This window comes from Morganella morganii, from assembly GCF_019243775.1.
Taxonomy (GTDB): Bacteria; Pseudomonadota; Gammaproteobacteria; order Enterobacterales; family Enterobacteriaceae; genus Morganella; species Morganella morganii.
Map to the genome: position 1 here is coordinate 813,159 of NZ_CP069157.1, position 18,680 is coordinate 831,838.

An 18,680-nucleotide genomic window follows, 5' to 3' on the forward strand; every position below is an offset into this window, starting at 1 on the left:
ACGAATGTATGTAAATTAACTTCAGATGACACAGGCCTTACATGGCACGAAAAACTAAACAACAGGCCGGAGAAACCCGCCGGCAGATTATTGATGCCGCGTTAACCGCCTTCAGTGAGCAGGGCGTGTCTGCGACGTCATTAGTGGATATTGCAAAGCAAGCAGGTGTGACCCGTGGTGCGATCTATTGGCACTTCAAAAATAAAGTTGATCTGTTTACTGAAGTCTGTTCGATAACCGATACGAAAATTGGCTTTATTGAACAAGAGTATCGGGCAAAATACCCGGATAATCCACTTTTAGTGTTTAAGAAAATATTAATTTACATTCTGACGTCTGTGGCTTCTGATCCCAAAATGCGGGCTATTCTGAGCATTTCATTTCATAAATGTGAATTTACCGGTGAAATGAGCGAATTAATTACCATCAGACAAAATTTATATGCTGCGGAATACTCAAGAATAGAGTCGTTCCTGATTGAAAGCGTTACACTGGGGCTGCTGCCGTCAACCCTCGATCTGCGCCGTGCGGCTATCATGCTGCGCGGAATGATAACCGGGCTGTTAGAAAACTGGCTCTTTTCCAGCGAGAGTTTTAATATCAGCGGGCAGGCTGAATATTTGGTTGACGGTTATCTGGATATGTTAATGCTCAGTAAAAATATGCAGCTACCGCCGGCAGACGCCTGATTTACATTTTATAACATTAACCTTAAGGATATCATGTATGAAGCCTGTATTAATTATTGCCAATGGCGCTGCGTATGGCAGTGAATCTTTATTTAACGCACTGCGTCTGGCAATTGCGATTAAAGAGCAGGACAGTCAGGTGCCGATGAATGTTTTTCTGATGTCAGATGCGGTGGTCGCCGGGTTACGCGGTCAGCAGCCGAAAGAGGGTTATAACCTGAAACAGATGCTGGAGATCCTGGTGGCACAGAAAACAGACATCAGGCTGTGTAAAACCTGTACCGATGCCCGCGGTATCACTGAGCTTCCGCTGGTGGACGGCGTGCAGGTCGGGACACTGGCCGAGCTGGCGCAGTGGTCACTTGATGCAGAAAAAATCATTACCTTTTAATCAGATAACCTGAAACAGACAGCCGGGGAAGGGCAGATACAGGTGGATATTATTATGAAGCGAATCAGCCGTGTCCCGGCTTCCGGTCTGCTGAGGCCGATTTTCCTCCGTCTTTTTACCTGTTTCATATTTCTGCTGCCGGTGCTGGTTCAGAACAGCGCGGTGGCGGCCGTACAGGATATTCCTGACCGCAACACCATTCAGACCGAACTCAATGCCCTGAATAACCGCAAAGAACAGACTGCCGCTGATAAGCTGTCAGTGCAGGATCTGGAGCGGGCGCTGGTGTTTTATGACAATCTCGATGCCCTGAAAGAAAAATCACAGGCACTGAAAAAACGGGTGGATGAAGCCCCGAAACTGTCAGATCAGGTCACACAAAAATTAACGCAGATAAAATCATTAACTGATGAAGGACTGGCGGAATACCGGGCCTCCATTGAAAATCTGCCGCTCTCGCAACTGGAGCTGAAACTTAACAGCACCCTTGAGGCGTTGCAGACCGCACAGAATAACCTCTCTTCTTATAATAGTGATCTGATTGCTCTCCAGACTCAGCCTGAGCGCGCACAGAATATTATGTACGGTAATGTGCAGCGTCTGCAGCAGATCCGCGTCCTGCTGAATGATTCGATGGCGGCCCAGAAAGTGCTGCGGCCGACGGAAATTGAAGCCCTTCAGGTGGAGCAGTATTACTTACAGCAGCAGATTGATTATCAGAAACGGGCATTACAGTCGAACACCCAGTTACAGAATCTGCTGCAGGTGCAGCGTGACTATGTGGTGGAGCGCATCAAACAGCTGGAAAGTAATATTGATGTAATTCAGGAAACGGTCAGCGGCAAGCGGCTGGATTATTCGGAAGAGGCGGCCAAAGAGGCGCAGAGTTCGGATGATACCCAGCGCAATATGCAGGATGATCCGCTGGTGCAGCGTGAAATCGCGCTCAACCATGATTTAAGTGAAAAGCTGGTCGCCGCCACCCGCGATAATAACCAGCTGGTGCAGCGCACCATTAAGGTACGCAGTATTCTGGATCGCGCACTGCAATCCGAGCGCAACCTCAAAGAGCAGATTACCGTGCTGCGCGGCAGCCTGCTGCTCTCCCGTATCCTGTTTAAAGAGCAGATCTACCTGCCGCCGGATTTGCTGATTAAAGATTTGCCGGACCGGATTGCGGACATGCGTCTGGCGCAGTTTGAAATCAACCAGCAGCGCGACAAGCTTTATCAGCCGGACAACTTTGTCAGCACCATGATTGACGAGTACGCCAAAACCCATGATATGCCGGCGACCGCAGCAGAGCTGCGGGCTCAGAAACATGCGCTGATGCAGGTGGTGTCTGTCCGTCAGGATTTATTGGATCAGCTGAATACCCAGATGGGTAACCAGATTTCCCAGGCGATTAACCTGCAGCTGGATCAGACTCAACTGGTCACCGTGGTGGCCTCACTGGAGAAAACCCTCGCGCAGCAGATTTTCTGGGTCAACAGTAACAAACCGGTCAACCTGGCCTGGTTCCAGTCCTTCCCGGGCGCGGCCAAACAGGAACTGACGTCACTGGATCTGAACTGGTCGCTGCAAAGCCTGATCAACGGTTTTGTCGATTCCCTCTTTATTACTATTCCGCTGCTGATTATTGCGCTGCTGCTGCGTTTCGGCACCAAGAATATTGATACCAAACTTGCTGAAATTAATGCTGATGTCGGGCGGCTGAAAAAAGACCGCCAGATCTACACACCAATGGCGCTGGGACTGATGCTGATCAAAACCCTGCCGTCCTCACTGTTTGTGATTGCCTTCGGCTATTTCTGCCTGAAAACCGGCAGTGCGGATTCCGCACTGATGTGGACTATCTCCCGCCAGCTGGCTCTCTTCTGGGTGCTGTTCGAGTGGAGTTACCGGATTATGAAACCGGAGGGAATTGCAGTCACACACTTCGGGATCGATCCTGAAATCTGCCGTACCGGCCGCCGCAGACTGGTGCGCCTGGCGCTGCCGCTGCTGCCGATTATGCTGTGGGCGGCTTACGGGATGGAATACCCGCTGCGCCTGGTGGATGATGTGATTGGTCAGCTGGTGGTGCCGGTGGCACTGGTGTTTGTCTTTGCATTCACATTGCCGTTCTGCATTGAAATCTGGCGCGAGAAGGGCTCTCATCTGGTGCGGGCGTTCCTGCTGACTTTACTGACATTCTCCCCGCTGGTACTGGTGGTGCTGGTCGGGCTGGGGTATTACTACACGGCACTGCGCCTGAGCAGCCGCTGGATAGACAGTCTCTATCTGCTGCTGCTGTGGTATATCGTCTATCATACCAGTCTGCGCGGCCTGGCACTGGCGGCACGGCGTCTGACCTATCAGCGTGCGCTGGCCCGCCGGCAGAAACAGCAGGTTCAGCATAAAGAGCAGCATGAGGGGGATGATGTCCCGGATGTGATTGTGGAAGAGCCGCCGATGTCGATGGAGCTGATTAACCAGCAGTCACTGCGTCTGACCTCGATGGTTCTGTTTATTGTCTTTGCAGCGGCGTTCTACGGCATATGGTCTGATTTTATTACCATTTTCTCCTTCTTTGACAGTATCACGCTGTGGCATTACAACGTCGATACCGCGCTGGGGAATGTGGTGGAGGCAATCACGCTCGGGGATCTGATCCTGTCTGTCCTGATTGTGGTGGTGTCCTGGATAATGATGCGCAACCTGCCCGGTCTGCTTGAAGTCCTTGTACTCTCGCGGCTCTCGCTGCGCCAGGGCACCTCGTACGCTATCACCACCATTCTGACTTATCTGATTGTCGGGATCGGGACGATTGCCGCGTTCGGCACCCTCGGGGTGTCGTGGGGTAAATTACAGTGGCTGGCAGCAGCCTTAACCTTCGGTCTCAGCTTCGGGTTACAGGAAATCTTTGCTAACTTTGTTTCGGGTATCATTATTTTGTTCGAACGCCCGATCCGTATCGGCGATACCGTCACTATCGGTACTTTCTCCGGTACGGTTAACAAGATCCGCATCCGTGCGACCACGGTGATTGATTTTGACCGCAAAGAAGTCATTATCCCGAACAAAGCCTTTATGACCGAGCGCCTGACCAACTGGTCACTCTCTGATACGGTAACGCGGATTGTGATTAATGTCGGTGTGGCTTACGGCTCGGATCTGGCGAAGGTGAAAGAGGTCTTGCTGAAAGCGGCTACGGATAACCCGAAAGTAATGACCGACCCGGCGCCGGGTGTGTATTTCACCGAGTTTGGTGCCAGCAGCCTCGATCACCAGCTGCGTTTCTATGTGCGCACTATCGGCGACCGCAGTGCCACCACGGATGAAGTGAACCGCGCGATTGACCGGATGGCGCGCGAAAACGATATTAATATCGCCTTCAATCAGCTGGAAGTGTATCTCCACGATCAGAACAGCGGCAAAGAAGTACAGGTGCAGGGAAAAGAGAAGGATGACGGCGCTCAGCCGGCCTGATCGTTCTCTGTATCGCGCAGTTTGTTTTCATAATCGCGGCGGACAATCTGTAACGCCGCGAGCACGGTTGCGGCCGGGATGCGGTTCTCTTCCAGCAGACAGATAAGATCGACCGCCAGTTTTACCTCATCGGGGGCATTTTCAAGACTCATGGGGTATCCGGTATCTGATTAAAATTCGGTGCCGTCGTGGCGTTCAATCTGCCGCTCTATGCGCTGTAAAGCCTGACGGCAGCGGACAAGGCGTCCGGCCAGAGCCGCCAGCTCTTTCTGGATTTTTTGCTGTTCGGCAAAGGTCTGTGCGCGGCCGAGTGCCAGTTCGCGGTCATCGGTCATCTGAGCCAGGCGGCGCTCATAATCCTGATGCTGCGCCAGACGCTGATACAGATCCACCTGGCTGTCCCGTTTCACATAGCTCTGTTCTTTCTGGCGCAGCGCCTGAGTGGCGGCCTCGCGGTTCAGTGCCGCAATCTGGGCGACAATTTTTTCCGCCAGAAAACGTACCTGTTCAGCCCGGTTTTCATCCGCACACTGCGCCAGCTGGTCAGTATGGTGCAGTAATTCATCCATGCACAGGCGCAGGGTTTTATTACGGGCGGCGAACAGGGTATCATCGAAGCGGCGCTGGCTCAGTTCCCGGTCTGCTATCGGGGCAATCTGCTCTTCCAGCGCGCTGATTTTCTGCCGCAGCGCCTGTAACAATTGTCTGGTGTTCATTATCCGCCTCAGTGAAATGTGCCCGGGATCGTTGTTGAGGATCTGTTGAGGATCTATAGTTGCAGAAGCATTTTTTAGTCTGTTTGATATAAAACAACAAATAATCGGCAAAGTCACGGGATACGGTTGCAATTTTCCCCTGATTTGCATAGATTCTGAGGTTTCGTGTTATCTCTATGGCACCCATTATGAGCGCAACTGCTGAACAACTGCAATTTATTAAAGAAAGTATCCGGACTATCCCTGACTATCCTAAGGAAGGGGTACTGTTTCGCGACATCACCACATTACTGGCCAATCCGGAAGCCTATCGTCTGACGATTGATATGCTGGTGGAGCATTTCGCAGACAAAGGGATCACCAAAGTCGTGGGCACTGAAGCCCGTGGATTCTTATTCGGCGCACCGGTTGCGTTACGTCTGGGTGTCGGCTTTGTGCCGGTCCGCAAAAAAGGGAAATTACCGTGTGGTACCCTCAGCGAGACCTATGATCTGGAATACGGCACTGATACCCTGGAGATGCATAAAGACAGCATCAGCAGTGGTGACAACGTGCTGGTTGTCGATGACCTGCTGGCCACCGGCGGTACCGTCAATGCGACTATCCGTCTGATCCGTCGTCTGGGCGGTGAAGTGCATGAAGCAGCCTTTATTATCGGCCTGCCTGATCTCGGCGGCGCGGAACGCCTTGAAGCGGAAGGTGTGCACAGCTTCTGCCTGCTGGAATATGCCGGCGGCTGAGTCTCTCCCCGTATTAAACGCAAACTCAGCCTCGCCCATTGTGGTGAGGCTGTGGTAGCATGATGGAAAATCATGTTCACTCTCTGCGGAATCCATGAGCTATCAAGTCCTTGCCCGTAAGTGGCGACCACAAACATTTTCACAGGTTATCGGTCAGCAGCATGTTCTGACAGCGCTCGCAAACGGGCTGGAACATCAGCGGCTGCATCATGCCTATCTCTTTTCCGGTACCCGCGGGGTCGGAAAAACCACCCTGGCACGCCTGTTTGCCAAAGGTCTTAACTGTGAACAGGGCATCACGGCCACGCCGTGCGGTAAATGCCAGAACTGCCTGGAAATTGAGCAGGGGCGGTTTGTTGATCTGATTGAGATCGATGCCGCATCGCGCACCAAGGTGGAAGATACCCGTGAACTGCTGGATAACGTCCAGTACGCCCCGTCGCGCGGGCGTTTCAAAGTCTATCTTATCGACGAAGTTCACATGCTCTCCCGTCACAGCTTTAATGCGCTGCTGAAAACCCTGGAAGAGCCGCCGGAGCACGTCAAATTCCTGCTGGCAACCACCGATCCGCAAAAACTGCCGGTGACGATTTTATCCCGCTGCTTACAGTTCCATCTCAAAGCGCTGGATGTGGATCAGATCAGTCAGCAGCTCGATACCATTCTGACCGCAGAACAGATTGAAAACGATGCCCGTGCACGGCTGTTACTGGCCCGTGCCGCAGACGGCAGTATGCGTGACGCGCTGAGTCTGGCGGACCAGGCGATTGCCCTGGGGGCCGGAAAAGTGACCACCGACGTGGTAACGCAGATGCTCGGCACTCTGGACGACGAACAGCCGCTGACTATCCTGGAAGCCCTGGTGAAAGGGGATGGCGTTCAGGTGATGAACGGCGTGAATGATGCCGCATCACGGGGCGCGGACTGGGATAACCTGCTGACAGAAATGCTGGCCGCGCTGCATAAAATCGCCATGCTGCAACTGCTGCCGGTACAGGATAACAGTGCCGGGGTGACAGAAGAACGTCTGCGCATCCTGGCCCGGGCCATTGCCCCGGCGGATCTGCAACTCTATTATCAGACACTGCTGGTCGGCCGCAAAGAGCTGCCGTATGCCCCTGACAGACGCATGGGTGCCGAAATGGCGCTGCTGCGCGCACTGGCATTTCATCCGCGTAATGTGATTGATGAAGTGATCACCGCGCCGTCCGTGGCACCGGTTTCCCTGCCGTCACAACCGCAGACAGCGGCACCGGACGCACCGGCGCGCAGCATACCGCCGGCGATACCGCAGGAAACGGAAAACAACCCGACCGCCCAGTTGCTGAAAGCCCGTGACGCACTGAACCGGCAGGAGATCCCGCCGTCAAAAAAGTCTGAGCCGGTTACCTTAACTGAAAAGGGTAAACCGGCGAACTCAGCACTGGAGCGACTCGCTGCCGTGACTGAAAACCGCCGGGGCCGTGCTGTGTCTGCACCACAGCCGAAAGCATCCGGTAAACCGCAGCCGTATCAGTGGCGTCCGCAGAAACAGGATGAACCGGAAGAGAAACTCCCGGTTGCGCGGCCGAAAGATATCAAAAAAGCCCTTGAGCACGAAAAAACGCCGGAAGTGGCTGAAAAACTGGCTGTTGCTGCCCGGGAACGGGATCCGTGGGCGGCGGATATTGATAAAATGCAGCTGCCGAAACTGGTGCAGCAACTGGCGCTGAACGCGGTGAAAGAGCAGACCGGGGAAGACAGTATCTGTCTGCATCTGCGCACCTCACAGCGCCACCTGAATTCAAAATCAGCACACAGCGTGCTGAGTGATGCACTGAGTGAACTTTATGGTAAAGTTATCAGTCTCACAATTTGTGAAGACGATGATGTCAGCATGAAAACGCCGCTGGAATGGCGGCAGGCTATCTATGAAGAGATGCTGGCGCAGGCGCGTCAGTCCATTGTGACGGATAAAACCATTCAGACTCTGCTGACCTTTTTTGATGCGGAACTGGATGAAGAGAGTATCCGGCCTGTTTAACCACCTTGCGTTAGAATACGCAATTTAGTCAAAGAGAGAAAACTATGTTCGGTAAAGGCGGTTTGGGCAATCTCATGAAACAAGCCCAGCAAATGCAGGATAAAATGCAGCAGATGCAGGAAGAGATTGCAAATACGGAAGTCACCGGTGAATCCGGTGCAGGCCTGGTTAAAGTGACTATCAACGGCGCACATAACTGCCGCCGCGTGGAAATCGATCCAAGCCTGATGGAAGACGACAAAGAGATGCTCGAAGATCTGATTGCTGCCGCATTCAATGATGCCGCGCGTCGTATCGACGAAACCCAGAAAGAAAAAATGGCGTCAGTCTCCAGCGGAATGCAGCTGCCGCCGGGCTTTAAGATGCCGTTCTGATGCAAACCAGTCCGCTTCTTGAAGCACTGATGGACGCCCTGCGCTGCCTGCCGGGCGTCGGGCCGAAATCGGCACAGCGTATGGCGTTTCAGCTGTTACAGCGCGACCGCAGCGGCGGGATGCGTCTGGCACAGGCACTGACCCGTGCCATGTCGGAAATCGGCCACTGCCGGGACTGCCGGACCTTTACCGAGCAGGAACAGTGCACTATCTGCGCCAACCCGCGCCGTCAGCAGACCGGTCTTATCTGTGTGGTTGAAAGCCCGGCGGATATCCACGCGATTGAGCAGACAGGGCAGTTCTCCGGCCGCTACTTTGTGCTGATGGGACACCTGTCACCGCTGGACGGCATCGGTCCGATGGATATCGGGCTGGATAAACTGGAGGAGCGGCTGTCTCAGGAAACCATCACTGAGGTGATCCTGGCTACCAATCCGACAGTGGAAGGGGAAGCCACTGCCAACTATATTGCGGAAATGTGCGCGCAGTATGATGTTTCCGCCAGCCGTATCGCCCACGGCGTACCGGTCGGCGGTGAGCTGGAAATGGTGGATGGCACGACCTTGTCCCACTCCATCGCCGGACGTCAGAAAATCCGTTACAACAGCGATTACTGACGGCGGTTTCTGCCTGTTACCCGGACAGACGGCCTGTGCCGTCTGTCACTTTTCCTCAGAATTGTCACAAAAAATTCCCCGTTTGCCTTGAAAACCCAAAGACCGGCCCCACCTGATTTTTATCCTGTTTTTTTTCGTTGATAAGTCAGTCTGAGGTTATTCATGAGTCTGCAAGAACAAGAAACCCGTGGTTTTCAGTCAGAAGTAAAACAACTTCTGCAGTTAATGATCCACTCACTTTATTCCAACAAAGAAATTTTCCTGCGCGAGCTTATCTCCAACGCTTCTGATGCGGCCGATAAGCTGCGTTTCCGTGCCTTATCCGACAGTTCACTGTATGAAAATGACGGTGATCTGCATGTCCGGCTGTCCGCTGATAAAGAAAAGCGCACTCTGACCATCAGTGATAACGGTATCGGGATGACCCGCGATGAGGTCATCGACAACCTGGGTACCATTGCCAAATCCGGCACCAAAGCTTTCCTGGAATCACTCGGCTCTGACGCGGCCAAAGACAGCCAGCTGATCGGCCAGTTCGGGGTGGGCTTCTACTCCGCTTTTATTGTGGCGGACAAAGTCACTGTGATCACCCGTGCGGCGGGTGTGCCGTCTGATCAGGCGGTGTTCTGGGAATCTGAAGGGGAAGGGGATTACTCCATCGCCAAAACCCATAAAGATTCACGCGGTACCGAAATCACCCTGCATTTCCGTGAAGGGGAAAATGAGTTCCTCGATGACTGGCGTCTGCGCTCGGTTATCGGCAAATATTCCGACCATATTGCGCTGCCGGTGGAAATCGAAAGCAAAAATGAAGAAGACGGCACCGTTATCTGGGAGAAAATCAACAAAGCTCAGGCACTGTGGACGCGCAATAAAAACGACATCAGTGATGAAGAATATAATGAGTTTTACAAGCATCTCTCCCATGACTTTGCGGATCCGCTGACATGGGCGCATAACCGCGTGGAAGGGAAGCAGGAGTACACCAGTCTGCTCTATATCCCGTCCGTGGCTCCGTTTGACCTTTGGCACCGCGACCAGCGCCGTGGCCTGAGCCTGTATGTCCAGCGCGTGTTTATCATGGATGACGCGGAACAGTTTATGCCGAACTATCTGCGCTTTGTGCGCGGCCTGATAGATTCCAATGATCTGCCGCTCAACGTTTCCCGTGAGATTTTACAGGACAGCGCCGTCACCCGCAGCCTGCGCAGCGCCCTGACCAAACGTGTTCTGCAGATGCTGGAAAAACTGGCCAATAATGACGCGGAAAAATACCAGACATTCTGGCAGCAGTTCGGCCTGGTTCTGAAAGAAGGTCCGGGCGAGGACAGCTCCAATGCGGAACTGATCGCCAAACTGCTGCGTTTTGCCAGCACGAAGGAAGACACCTCCGCGCAGACCGTTTCCCTGGCGGATTATGTATCCCGCATGGCGGAAGGTCAGGAGAAAATTTACTACATCACCGCAGACAGCTATGCGGCTGCGAAAAACAGCCCGCACCTGGAACTGTTCCGTAAGAAAGGCATTGAAGTGCTGCTGCTCTCCGATCGTATCGATGAGTGGATGATGAATTACCTCAATGAATTTGAGGGTAAAACCTTCCAGTCTGTCAGCAAAGCGGATGAATCGCTGGAAAAACTGGCGGATGAAGATCCGGCAGCGAAAGAAGAAGCGGATAAAGAGCTGGCTCCGTTTGTTGAGCGTGTGAAAACACTGCTCGGCGACCGTGTGAAAGAGGTGAAACTGACCCATCGTCTGACCTCCACCCCGGCGATTGTCACCACCGACGCCGATGATATGAGCACTCAGATGGCGAAACTGTTTGCCGCCGCCGGCCAGCAGGCACCGGAAGTGAAATATAACTTTGAGCTGAACCCGGAGCATCCGCTGGTGAAACTGGCCGCAGAACAGCAGGACGAAAGCCGCTTTGCCGACTGGATCAATCTGCTGCTCGACCAGGCACTGTTTGTTGAACGCGGAACCCTGGAAGATCCGAACGAATTTGTTTCCCGGATGAATAGTCTGTTATTAGGCTAAAAACAGGCGTTCCCGCGCCGGGTGAGCACAATCGCGCATAACCCGCTTAAAAACCACATGATTTCATGACGATCATGTGGTTTTTTTATTGAAATGAGGAAAAACGAACGTCAGAGTTTCCCCGCTTTTCTTGAGTCCATACCCTGACAAATGGTATGGTAGCTTGTTTTTATCCGAATTATAAAAAAGCAACCAGCAAGGGGTTTACGCAATGCGTATTATTCTGCTCGGCGCTCCGGGCGCCGGTAAAGGGACTCAGGCTCAGTTTATCATGGAAAAATACGGGATCCCTCAGATCTCGACGGGTGACATGCTGCGTGCAGCAGTGAAATCCGGCAGTGAATTGGGTCTCCAGGCAAAAGAACTGATGGACAACGGCAAATTAGTGACTGACGCATTAGTTATCGCACTGGTTAAAGAGCGCATCAAACAGGATGACTGCCGTAATGGTTTCCTGCTGGACGGGTTCCCGCGTACCATTCCGCAGGCAGATGCAATGAAAGAAGCCGGTATCACCGTTGATTTCGTTCTGGAATTTGATGTTCCGGATGAAATTATCGTTGACCGTATTATCGGCCGCCGCGTACATGCGGGCTCAGGCCGTGTGTATCATGTAAAATACAATCCGCCGAAGACAGAAAATAAAGACGACGTGACCGGTGAAGAACTGACCATCCGTAAAGATGATCAGGAAGAGACCGTCCGTAAGCGTCTGGTGGAATACCATCAGCTGACTGCACCACTGATCCAGTACTATCAGAAAGAAGCTCAGATGAGTGACGTGAAATACAATCGTATTGACGGCACCCGTCCGGTAAGCGAAGTCAGTCAGGAATTAGCCCGTATTCTGGGTTAATCCGGCACTTATTTCTGTCAGGCAGCCAAACGGCTGCCTTTTTTTATCCTGCGCCGCCGGTGAACCAGCAGCCAACGAACCTGCGGACAAAAGGATGAAGAACATGAAGAACATGGCAGAAAAGAATAAGAATCATTATATACAATGCATTACCCTGACAATCATTCTCAGTTGCTGACAGGATTTTCTGATGACAAATCAACACAAACGCGGCGTTTTACTGGTTAACTTAGGTACTCCGGATGCACCGGAAACCCCGGCGGTAAAACGCTATCTGAAGCAGTTCCTGAGTGATCCGCGTGTGGTGGATGTCTCTCCGCTGCTCTGGCAGTGTATTCTGCGCGGTATTGTGCTGCCGTTCCGCTCGCCGCGTGTGGCGAAGCTTTATCAGTCTGTCTGGATGGAAGAGGGTTCCCCGCTGCTGGTATACAGCCGCCGTCAGCAGGCGGCACTGGCGGCACAGATGCCGGGCACACCGGTGGAGCTGGGAATGAGCTATGGTTCACCATCACTGGAATCCGCCGTTGATGCCCTTCTGGCACAGGGGGTGACACATCTGGATGTCCTGCCGCTGTACCCGCAGTATTCCTGCTCAACCACCGCTGCGGTGTTTGACGGGCTGGCGGATATCTTTAAACGCCGCCGGACATTCCCGTCACTGCATTTTATCCGCAGTTACGCGACACACCCGCTCTATATTGAGGCACTGGCGCAGTCAGCGGAGGCCGCATTTGCGGAGCACGGGGTGCCTGACCGGCTGATTTTATCCTATCACGGTATTCCTGTCCGTTATGCGAAAGAGGGTGATGTTTACCCGGCAGAATGTGAGGCCACGACGACATTGCTGCGGGAAAGGCTCAATTTTCCGGCTGAACATATCATGCACACTTATCAGTCCCGTTTTGGCCGTGAGCCGTGGCTTACGCCTTATACTGATGAAACAATGAAGTTATTACCCTCAAAAGGCGTGAAATCTGTTCAGGTGATGTGCCCGGGATTTTCGGCTGACTGCCTGGAAACGTTAGAGGAAATTAAGGAACAGAATAAAGCATTATTTTTGTCTTCCGGCGGGGCGGAATATCATTACATTCAGTCCCTTAATGACGCTGATATTCATATAAAGCTGTTGCAAGAGTTGGTTGGCTAGTTTTTTCGCATTCCAATCTGGAATAGTCCGAAATATACCACTGTTATGCGTAGAATTTTAAGAAATTAATGTTAACATTAATCATGTAACAATTAATTAGCTGAAAATGACAGATATTATTGTTCATTTTAAGTGAAATTCAGTACTTCATCGCAGACAGGACAGGTGCTACGGACATGGTGAATGAGAAGGGTTCAGTGAACCTGAATAATGACGAGATCGATATTATTGATCTGCTGAAACTGTTATACCGCCATAAGGTTTTTATCGTCATTGTGACCGTATTATTCGCTGCCGCCGGGTTCGGTGTCTCCAAAATACTGCCGCAGAAATGGACCAGTACCGCCGAAGTGACGGCAACAGAGCTTCGTGACATGCCGGAGCTGGATAAAGTCAGCCAGCAGATGAATGCACTCAATGTGACTGCGGTATCTGATCTGCCGGCTGCATTTAATGTGTTCGGTACTGTCTGGCAGTCGCCGTCAGTACAGGAATCATTCCGCCTCTCACAGGGCGATACTGCTGTTTCCGGCTCTTTTGGTTTTCAGAAAACGGACGGCGATATACTGAAACCGGCTACTGCCAAAGTGACCTTCACTGCGGCAGATCCGCAAACAGCACAGCAAATGTTGTCGGATTACCTCGATTACACCGCACAATACAGTCAGAATGTGATGCAGACGCAGTTACAGGAAAACCTGGCCGCTGCGCTGAGTGCCGGTCAGAGTCAGTATAATGTGGCGCTGGTGAGAGCGGAACATCAGCGGGAGCAAACGCTGGCTTACCTGGCTGCAGCTGAACGGGTTGCACCGGCGGCGGCATCTGTTCCGCCTCAGAATCCGGAAGCTGACCCGGTTGCCTCTTACAGTGCCATGGGGCGTCCGGCAGTGATGCAGATGAGAGACTCCCTGAAAGCTCTGGATTTACCGGCTGTGGATGCGGAACTTCTGGACAGAGCCTATGCGCTGAAAACCATCAAAAGTATCGCGCCTTTCTCACTGAACATTGTTCCGTTCACCGTGACCGAGTCCCCGGATCTGCCGGTGGTGAAAGACGGCCCCGGCACTAAAATGTATCTCATCGCATCCGCCTTTTTAGGGTTTATTCTGTCAGTGATGGCGGTTTTCGCATGGAATATGTTTGTTAACAGAAAAAAATCAGCATAATTTCCGGTTGAGCGGACATTGAGGGTTCTGTCCGCTCACATTCTTCCCCGCGTTATGATAAAATACGCCATCTTTTTTTCCGGCCATGAACCTTTATGAAATTCCCCGGCAGACGCAAATCCAAACACTATTTCCCGGTCAGCCTGCGTGACCCGTTATTACAGCCTGTCCAGCTGATGAAAGATGATGAAAATACCCGCGCGTATATCGTTGGTATTGATCAGACGCTGGTGGATATCGAAGCCAACGTGGATGATGATTTTATCCGCCGTTATCAGCTCAGCCGCGGGCATTCGCTGGTGATTGAGGATGATGTGGCTGAAGAGCTGTACCGTGAGCTGATTGAGCGTTCGCTGATCACCCATGAATTTGCCGGTGGTACTATCGGTAATACCCTTCACAATTATTCTGTTCTGGCGGACGACCGTTCTGTGCTGCTGGGCACCATGTGCAATAATATTCAGATTGGCAGCTATGCCTATTATTATCTGTGCAACACCTCCAGCCGTATGGATCTCAACTATTTACAGGGTGTCGACGGACCGATTGGCCGCTGTTTTACCCTGATCAGTGAAAACGGTGAGCGGACATTTGCCATCAGCCCCGGGCTGATGAATCAGCTGCGTCCGGAAAGCATTCCGGAAGCGATAATTGCTGAAGCCTCCGCGCTGGTGCTGACGGCTTATCTGGTGCGCTGCAAACCGGGCGAACCGATGCCGGATGCCACCATGAAAGCTATCGAATATGCCCGGAAACATGATGTTCCGGTGGTTCTGACTCTGGGTACCAAACATGTGATTGCGGAAGATCCGCAGTGGTGGCGTGATTTCCTTGCGGAAAATGTCTCTGTGCTGGCGATGAATGAAGAAGAAGCGCTGGCACTGACCGGCGTTGCCGACCCGCTGCTGGCGTCAGATAAAGCCCTGGACTGGGTGGATCTGGTGCTGTGTACCGCAGGTCCTGCCGGGTTATATATGGCAGGTTATTCAGAAAAAGAATTTATGCGCGAAACCACCCACCCGCTGTTACCGGGCGCGCTGGCGGAGTTTAACCGTTATGAATTCAGCCGCGCAATGCGTCAGAAAGATTGTCAGGATGCGGCGCGGGTCTATTCCCATATCGAACCTTATATGGGTGGCCCGGATAAGATAATGAATACCAACGGTGCCGGCGACGGGGCATTATCCGCATTGCTGCATGATATTACGGCCAACAGCTATCACCGGATGAATATCCCGAACTCCAGTAAGCATCAGCGCCGTTATCTGACATACTCTTCACTCGCGCAGGTCTGCAAATATGCCAACCGTGTCAGCTATCAGGTGCTGATTCAGCACTCACCGCGTCTGACCAAAGGGTTACCGGACCGGGAAGACAGCCTGGAAGAGTCATACTGGGAACGCTGATAAAATAACTGAAAAAAATGCCGGAATTATCCGGCGTTTTTTTATCAGAAATAACAATATAAATGTCAGACAGAATTAATATTTATATGTTATCGAACATAATTATAAGGTGTGATATTAAAATTAACTTAAATGGAAAATAATTCATCTTATAATGATGTCCAGCGTGATGTAAAAATAATCTGAATCCCGTAAATAAAAGATCATAATATCTGTTATGATCATGTATTCTGATAAATCCATATCATCCGGATGAGTGTCTTTTTCTCCAGAGGAGGTGTGATGCCTGACGCCGGCCAGTATTTTATTGTAGTATTACTGAGTTTTGTAAATGTCATCTGTTTCAGGGGGGTAATACTAAAACAAAAAATAGAGTCATTATATCCATATTTATATCAATATTATTTGTCACTGTATTTCCTCTTTTAAAATTGAGTATATTAAAAGAAATGTATTTCAATTTTTCATTTTTTACAGATATTAATTATGCTATCGCGATCATTACAGGAGGTGTTATTAATCTGATCTCACTATGGGTATCAGACTCTGTAAAAAGGATTAAATAATATGAAATTATTAATTAAGCATCAATAAAAAGCCCGGATAAACCGGGCTTGTATTTCTGTTGATTAAAACAAATTATGCCGACGGATGCGGATTCTGGTTCTCCGGAGCAGCATCTGCTTCAGGTTTGCGCAGCATGTCATGCAGTGAGCGGCCTTCCGTCTCGGTTTCTGCCGCCGGATTGATATTGACCGGGCAGCCGAACTCATGATCCGTCTGGTTTTCAACCAGCAGTGTGCTCATCGCACGGGCAATTTCAAACTCACCAATCACCACACGGTTTGCGCCACGCTCCATAATATAAGTGCGCTCGTCATCATAATGCGCGCGGACAATAATCGTCATATGTGCGTTCATGGCACGGGCTTTGGCGACAATCTCACCGGCCTCATAGCCGTTCGGAATGGTCAGCAGCAGCGCACTGGCGCAATCGGCACGGGCAAGCTCCAGCACATCCTGTGCCACCGCATTCCCCATCACGGAAGGGAAGCCGCGTTCCGCAAGCTCTTCAAAGCGGGCGCGGGTATCTTCCACCACCACAACCGGATACCCTTTATTATGCAGTTTATCCGCCAGCATCGCACCGACGCGGCCATAACCGACAATAATAGTATGTCCGCAGATATTGACCGGCACCTGAGTGATTTCTTCCAGCGTTTCCTCTTCCTGCTGCTCTTCCGGCGTTTCGGTTTTTTCCAGATAGCGGTCCAGCAGCGTGAACAGCACCGGGTTGAGCATGATAGAGACAATAGCACCGGCCAGGATCAGGTCATTGGCCTGGCGGTTGAGGACTTCCAGCGTGACTCCCATTCCCGCGAGGATAAAGGCGAATTCCCCGATTTGCGCGAGACTGACGGCGACTGTCAGGGCTGTCCGCCGGTTATGGCCGAACATCCTCACCAGCAGCAGGGCGGCGGCGGATTTACCGATGATAATAATCGCCAGCACACCGAGCACACCCAGCGGATGGTTAATCAGCACCATCGGGTCAAACAGCATTCCGACAGAGACAAAGAACAGTACCGCGAAGGCATCACGCAGCGGCAGGGTATCCTGTGCGGCACGATGGCTGAGTTCTGACTCATTGAGCACCATACCGGCAAAGAACGCGCCGAGGGCAAACGAAGCATCAAACAGCGCGACAGCGGCATAAGCAATACCCAGCGCCAGCACCAGTACTGCCAGGGTAAACAGCTCGCGGGAGCCGGTAGCGGCTGTTCTGGCGAGTAACCACGGGATCACGCGGCGCCCGATAAAAATCATAATCAGGATGAATGCCACGACCTTACCGATAGTGATGCTCAGGCTTATCAGCAGATCTGATGTGCTGGCACTGGCCTCCGGGTTATTAATGATAGAGGCGGCAGCCGGTAACAGCACCAGGGTTAACACCATGGCGAGGTCTTCAACAATCAGCCAGCCGATGGCTATCTGACCGCGCTGGCTCTCTATCAGCTGCCGCTCTTCCAGGGCGCGCAGCAGCACCACGGTACTCGCGGTGGATAAGCTCAGACCAAATACGATCCCGGCAAATAATCCCCAGCCGAACAGACTGGAAAGGCCGAGACCTAAAATAGTTGCGACGGCTATCTGACAAATAGCACCCGGAATGGCGATGTTTTTAACCGCCAGCAGATCTTTCAGTGAAAAATGGAGCCCGACCCCGAACATCAGCAGAATAACCCCGATTTCCGCCAGTTCCGGTGCCAGTGATGTATCGGCAACGAATCCCGGGGTAAAAGGGCCTGCTAACACACCCGCCGCCAGATAACCCACTAACGGGGAAATCTTTAACCGCTGCGCTAACATACCGAGTAAATAAGCGAGAACGAGACCGCCAACAATAGTTGTGATAAGAGGCGTTGAATGCACTTTTTTCATTCTCCTTTTGATTAGTGGTGTGAACGGATGTGGGTTAGCTATAAATATAATACATGTTTTCGTGACATAAATCGCGTTAAAAATATAACTAATTATGTAAAAAACAGGACTTAACAGCAGATACCATTCAGCTTTGATTATTTTCAGCGTATTCTGCTCTTTGTGATCCCCGTGCGCACCATCATTGATTTACTTTAATCTTCAATATTATTGTTAATTAACAGATTATTAAGTGTCTTTAGTCTGTTTTTGCTATCGATGCAGATGTATTTATAAAAATCAGCTGAAAAATACAGGTTTAATTGCAGTTTTGACGCCGGTAACAGCGTGGTAATATCTCAGCGGTATAAAATAACCACACTGATACGCGGTGGATGAACAGGCATTTATTCTCTGTTGTATATTGATATTTAACGATTTTCTAAGGATGCGTTATCGTATTTGTGCGGATCCGCTAAATGACAAAACATTGAGTCAGATCGCACTTTCTTGCCGTGTTTATCATAACCGGTGTAAAAATTTGTGAATTTTCATCATACTTTCAGCAGAACGCCGGAGAGAGTTGTTTCTGTGCCGGTATCATCATTCAGACACACAGGGAA

The 18,680-nt window shown here is 51.4% G+C and carries 15 protein-coding genes; 12 read left to right on the top strand and 3 right to left on the bottom strand.

The genetic code is table 11. The features are described from left to right. Positions 1 to 41 precede the first annotated feature (41 nt). From acrR to mscK, 3 genes are read left to right on the top strand one after another with little or no spacing between them, the layout of a single operon-like run. Positions 42 to 689 carry a multidrug efflux transporter transcriptional repressor AcrR gene (gene acrR / locus JL661_RS03715; RefSeq protein WP_004236476.1) on the top strand — a complete coding sequence of 216 codons (648 nt, stop codon included), beginning with the start codon at positions 42 to 44 and terminating at the stop codon, positions 687 to 689. A 37-nt stretch (positions 690 to 726) separates the two neighbouring features. After that, complete coding sequence (locus JL661_RS03720; protein WP_024474607.1) at positions 727 to 1,080, top strand: DsrE/DsrF/TusD sulfur relay family protein; 354 nt, start codon at positions 727 to 729, stop codon at positions 1,078 to 1,080. A gap of 54 nt (positions 1,081 to 1,134) precedes the next feature. Next, positions 1,135 to 4,551, top strand: coding sequence for a mechanosensitive channel MscK (gene mscK, locus JL661_RS03725; RefSeq protein ID WP_081113469.1), 3,417 nt, complete (start codon positions 1,135 to 1,137; stop codon positions 4,549 to 4,551). Here mscK and rsmS read toward each other — a convergent pair. Together rsmS and priC are read right to left on the bottom strand one after the other, a co-directional pair. Beyond that, a complete protein-coding gene (rsmS, locus tag JL661_RS03730; protein ID WP_004236479.1) occupies positions 4,539 to 4,703 on the bottom strand; it encodes a pleiotropic regulatory protein RsmS in 165 nt (54 codons plus the stop codon). The genes mscK and rsmS overlap by 13 nt on opposite strands. Positions 4,704 to 4,721: 18 nt before the next feature. After that, positions 4,722 to 5,267: a primosomal replication protein PriC gene (priC, locus tag JL661_RS03735; protein ID WP_004236480.1), complete on the bottom strand. Its 546-nt coding sequence runs from the start codon at positions 5,265 to 5,267 to the stop codon at positions 4,722 to 4,724. Positions 5,268 to 5,443: 176 nt separating this feature from the next. Here priC and apt point away from each other — a divergent pair, with 176 nt between their 5' ends. From apt to JL661_RS03780, 9 genes are all read left to right on the top strand, one after another. After that, positions 5,444 to 6,007, top strand: a complete 564-nt coding sequence (apt, locus tag JL661_RS03740) for an adenine phosphoribosyltransferase (RefSeq protein ID WP_015422953.1) — start codon at positions 5,444 to 5,446, stop codon at positions 6,005 to 6,007. 94 nt (positions 6,008 to 6,101) lie between these two features. Further along, positions 6,102 to 8,030, top strand: coding sequence for a DNA polymerase III subunit gamma/tau (dnaX, locus tag JL661_RS03745; RefSeq protein ID WP_004236482.1), 1,929 nt, complete (start codon positions 6,102 to 6,104; stop codon positions 8,028 to 8,030). Between the two features lie 44 nt (positions 8,031 to 8,074). Continuing rightward, the gene (locus JL661_RS03750) at positions 8,075 to 8,404 is read left to right on the top strand and encodes a YbaB/EbfC family nucleoid-associated protein (RefSeq protein WP_015422952.1); all 330 of its coding nucleotides are present in this window, start codon (positions 8,075 to 8,077) and stop codon (positions 8,402 to 8,404) included. Further along, the gene (gene recR / locus JL661_RS03755) at positions 8,404 to 9,021 is read left to right on the top strand and encodes a recombination mediator RecR (protein ID WP_004236484.1); all 618 of its coding nucleotides are present in this window, start codon (positions 8,404 to 8,406) and stop codon (positions 9,019 to 9,021) included. Before JL661_RS03750 ends, recR begins: the two co-directional genes overlap by 1 nt. Before the next feature lie 162 nt (positions 9,022 to 9,183). Then, a complete protein-coding gene (htpG, locus tag JL661_RS03760) occupies positions 9,184 to 11,058 on the top strand; it encodes a molecular chaperone HtpG (RefSeq protein WP_062771841.1) in 1,875 nt (624 codons plus the stop codon). Between the two features lie 211 nt (positions 11,059 to 11,269). Next, positions 11,270 to 11,914, top strand: coding sequence for an adenylate kinase (gene adk, locus JL661_RS03765; protein WP_004236486.1), 645 nt, complete (start codon positions 11,270 to 11,272; stop codon positions 11,912 to 11,914). A 190-nt stretch (positions 11,915 to 12,104) separates the two neighbouring features. Then, positions 12,105 to 13,061, top strand: coding sequence for a ferrochelatase (gene hemH / locus JL661_RS03770; RefSeq protein WP_036416668.1), 957 nt, complete (start codon positions 12,105 to 12,107; stop codon positions 13,059 to 13,061). A gap of 176 nt (positions 13,062 to 13,237) precedes the next feature. Further along, complete coding sequence (locus tag JL661_RS03775; RefSeq protein WP_032097918.1) at positions 13,238 to 14,227, top strand: Wzz/FepE/Etk N-terminal domain-containing protein; 990 nt, start codon at positions 13,238 to 13,240, stop codon at positions 14,225 to 14,227. Positions 14,228 to 14,322: 95 nt separating this feature from the next. Continuing rightward, positions 14,323 to 15,633 (top strand): inosine/guanosine kinase, encoded by a 1,311-nt coding sequence (locus JL661_RS03780; RefSeq protein WP_004236489.1) that lies wholly within the window; start codon positions 14,323 to 14,325, stop codon positions 15,631 to 15,633. A gap of 639 nt (positions 15,634 to 16,272) precedes the next feature. On the opposite strand, the gene ybaL is transcribed toward JL661_RS03780, so the two are convergent. Beyond that, positions 16,273 to 18,078 carry a YbaL family putative K(+) efflux transporter gene (ybaL, locus tag JL661_RS03785; protein WP_036416674.1) on the bottom strand — a complete coding sequence of 602 codons (1,806 nt, stop codon included), beginning with the start codon at positions 18,076 to 18,078 and terminating at the stop codon, positions 16,273 to 16,275. Between the last annotated feature and the right edge of the window lie 602 nt (positions 18,079 to 18,680).

What these genes read in the sequence shown, in the direction of transcription:
- recR (WP_004236484.1), top strand. Translation starts at nt 8,404, where the DNA reads ATGCAAACCAGTCCGCTTCTTGAAGCACTGATGGACGCCCTGCGCTGC.
- acrR (WP_004236476.1), top strand. Translation starts at nt 42, where the DNA reads ATGGCACGAAAAACTAAACAACAGGCCGGAGAAACCCGCCGGCAGATT.
- JL661_RS03780 (WP_004236489.1), top strand. Translation starts at nt 14,323, where the DNA reads ATGAAATTCCCCGGCAGACGCAAATCCAAACACTATTTCCCGGTCAGC.
- mscK (WP_081113469.1), top strand. Translation starts at nt 1,135, where the DNA reads ATGAAGCGAATCAGCCGTGTCCCGGCTTCCGGTCTGCTGAGGCCGATT.
- priC (WP_004236480.1), bottom strand. Translation starts at nt 5,267, where the DNA reads ATGAACACCAGACAATTGTTACAGGCGCTGCGGCAGAAAATCAGCGCG.
- JL661_RS03775 (WP_032097918.1), top strand. Translation starts at nt 13,238, where the DNA reads ATGGTGAATGAGAAGGGTTCAGTGAACCTGAATAATGACGAGATCGAT.
- htpG (WP_062771841.1), top strand. Translation starts at nt 9,184, where the DNA reads ATGAGTCTGCAAGAACAAGAAACCCGTGGTTTTCAGTCAGAAGTAAAA.
- JL661_RS03750 (WP_015422952.1), top strand. Translation starts at nt 8,075, where the DNA reads ATGTTCGGTAAAGGCGGTTTGGGCAATCTCATGAAACAAGCCCAGCAA.
- JL661_RS03720 (WP_024474607.1), top strand. Translation starts at nt 727, where the DNA reads ATGAAGCCTGTATTAATTATTGCCAATGGCGCTGCGTATGGCAGTGAA.
- adk (WP_004236486.1), top strand. Translation starts at nt 11,270, where the DNA reads ATGCGTATTATTCTGCTCGGCGCTCCGGGCGCCGGTAAAGGGACTCAG.
- ybaL (WP_036416674.1), bottom strand. Translation starts at nt 18,078, where the DNA reads ATGAAAAAAGTGCATTCAACGCCTCTTATCACAACTATTGTTGGCGGT.
- apt (WP_015422953.1), top strand. Translation starts at nt 5,444, where the DNA reads ATGGCACCCATTATGAGCGCAACTGCTGAACAACTGCAATTTATTAAA.
- dnaX (WP_004236482.1), top strand. Translation starts at nt 6,102, where the DNA reads ATGAGCTATCAAGTCCTTGCCCGTAAGTGGCGACCACAAACATTTTCA.
- rsmS (WP_004236479.1), bottom strand. Translation starts at nt 4,703, where the DNA reads ATGAGTCTTGAAAATGCCCCCGATGAGGTAAAACTGGCGGTCGATCTT.
- hemH (WP_036416668.1), top strand. Translation starts at nt 12,105, where the DNA reads ATGACAAATCAACACAAACGCGGCGTTTTACTGGTTAACTTAGGTACT.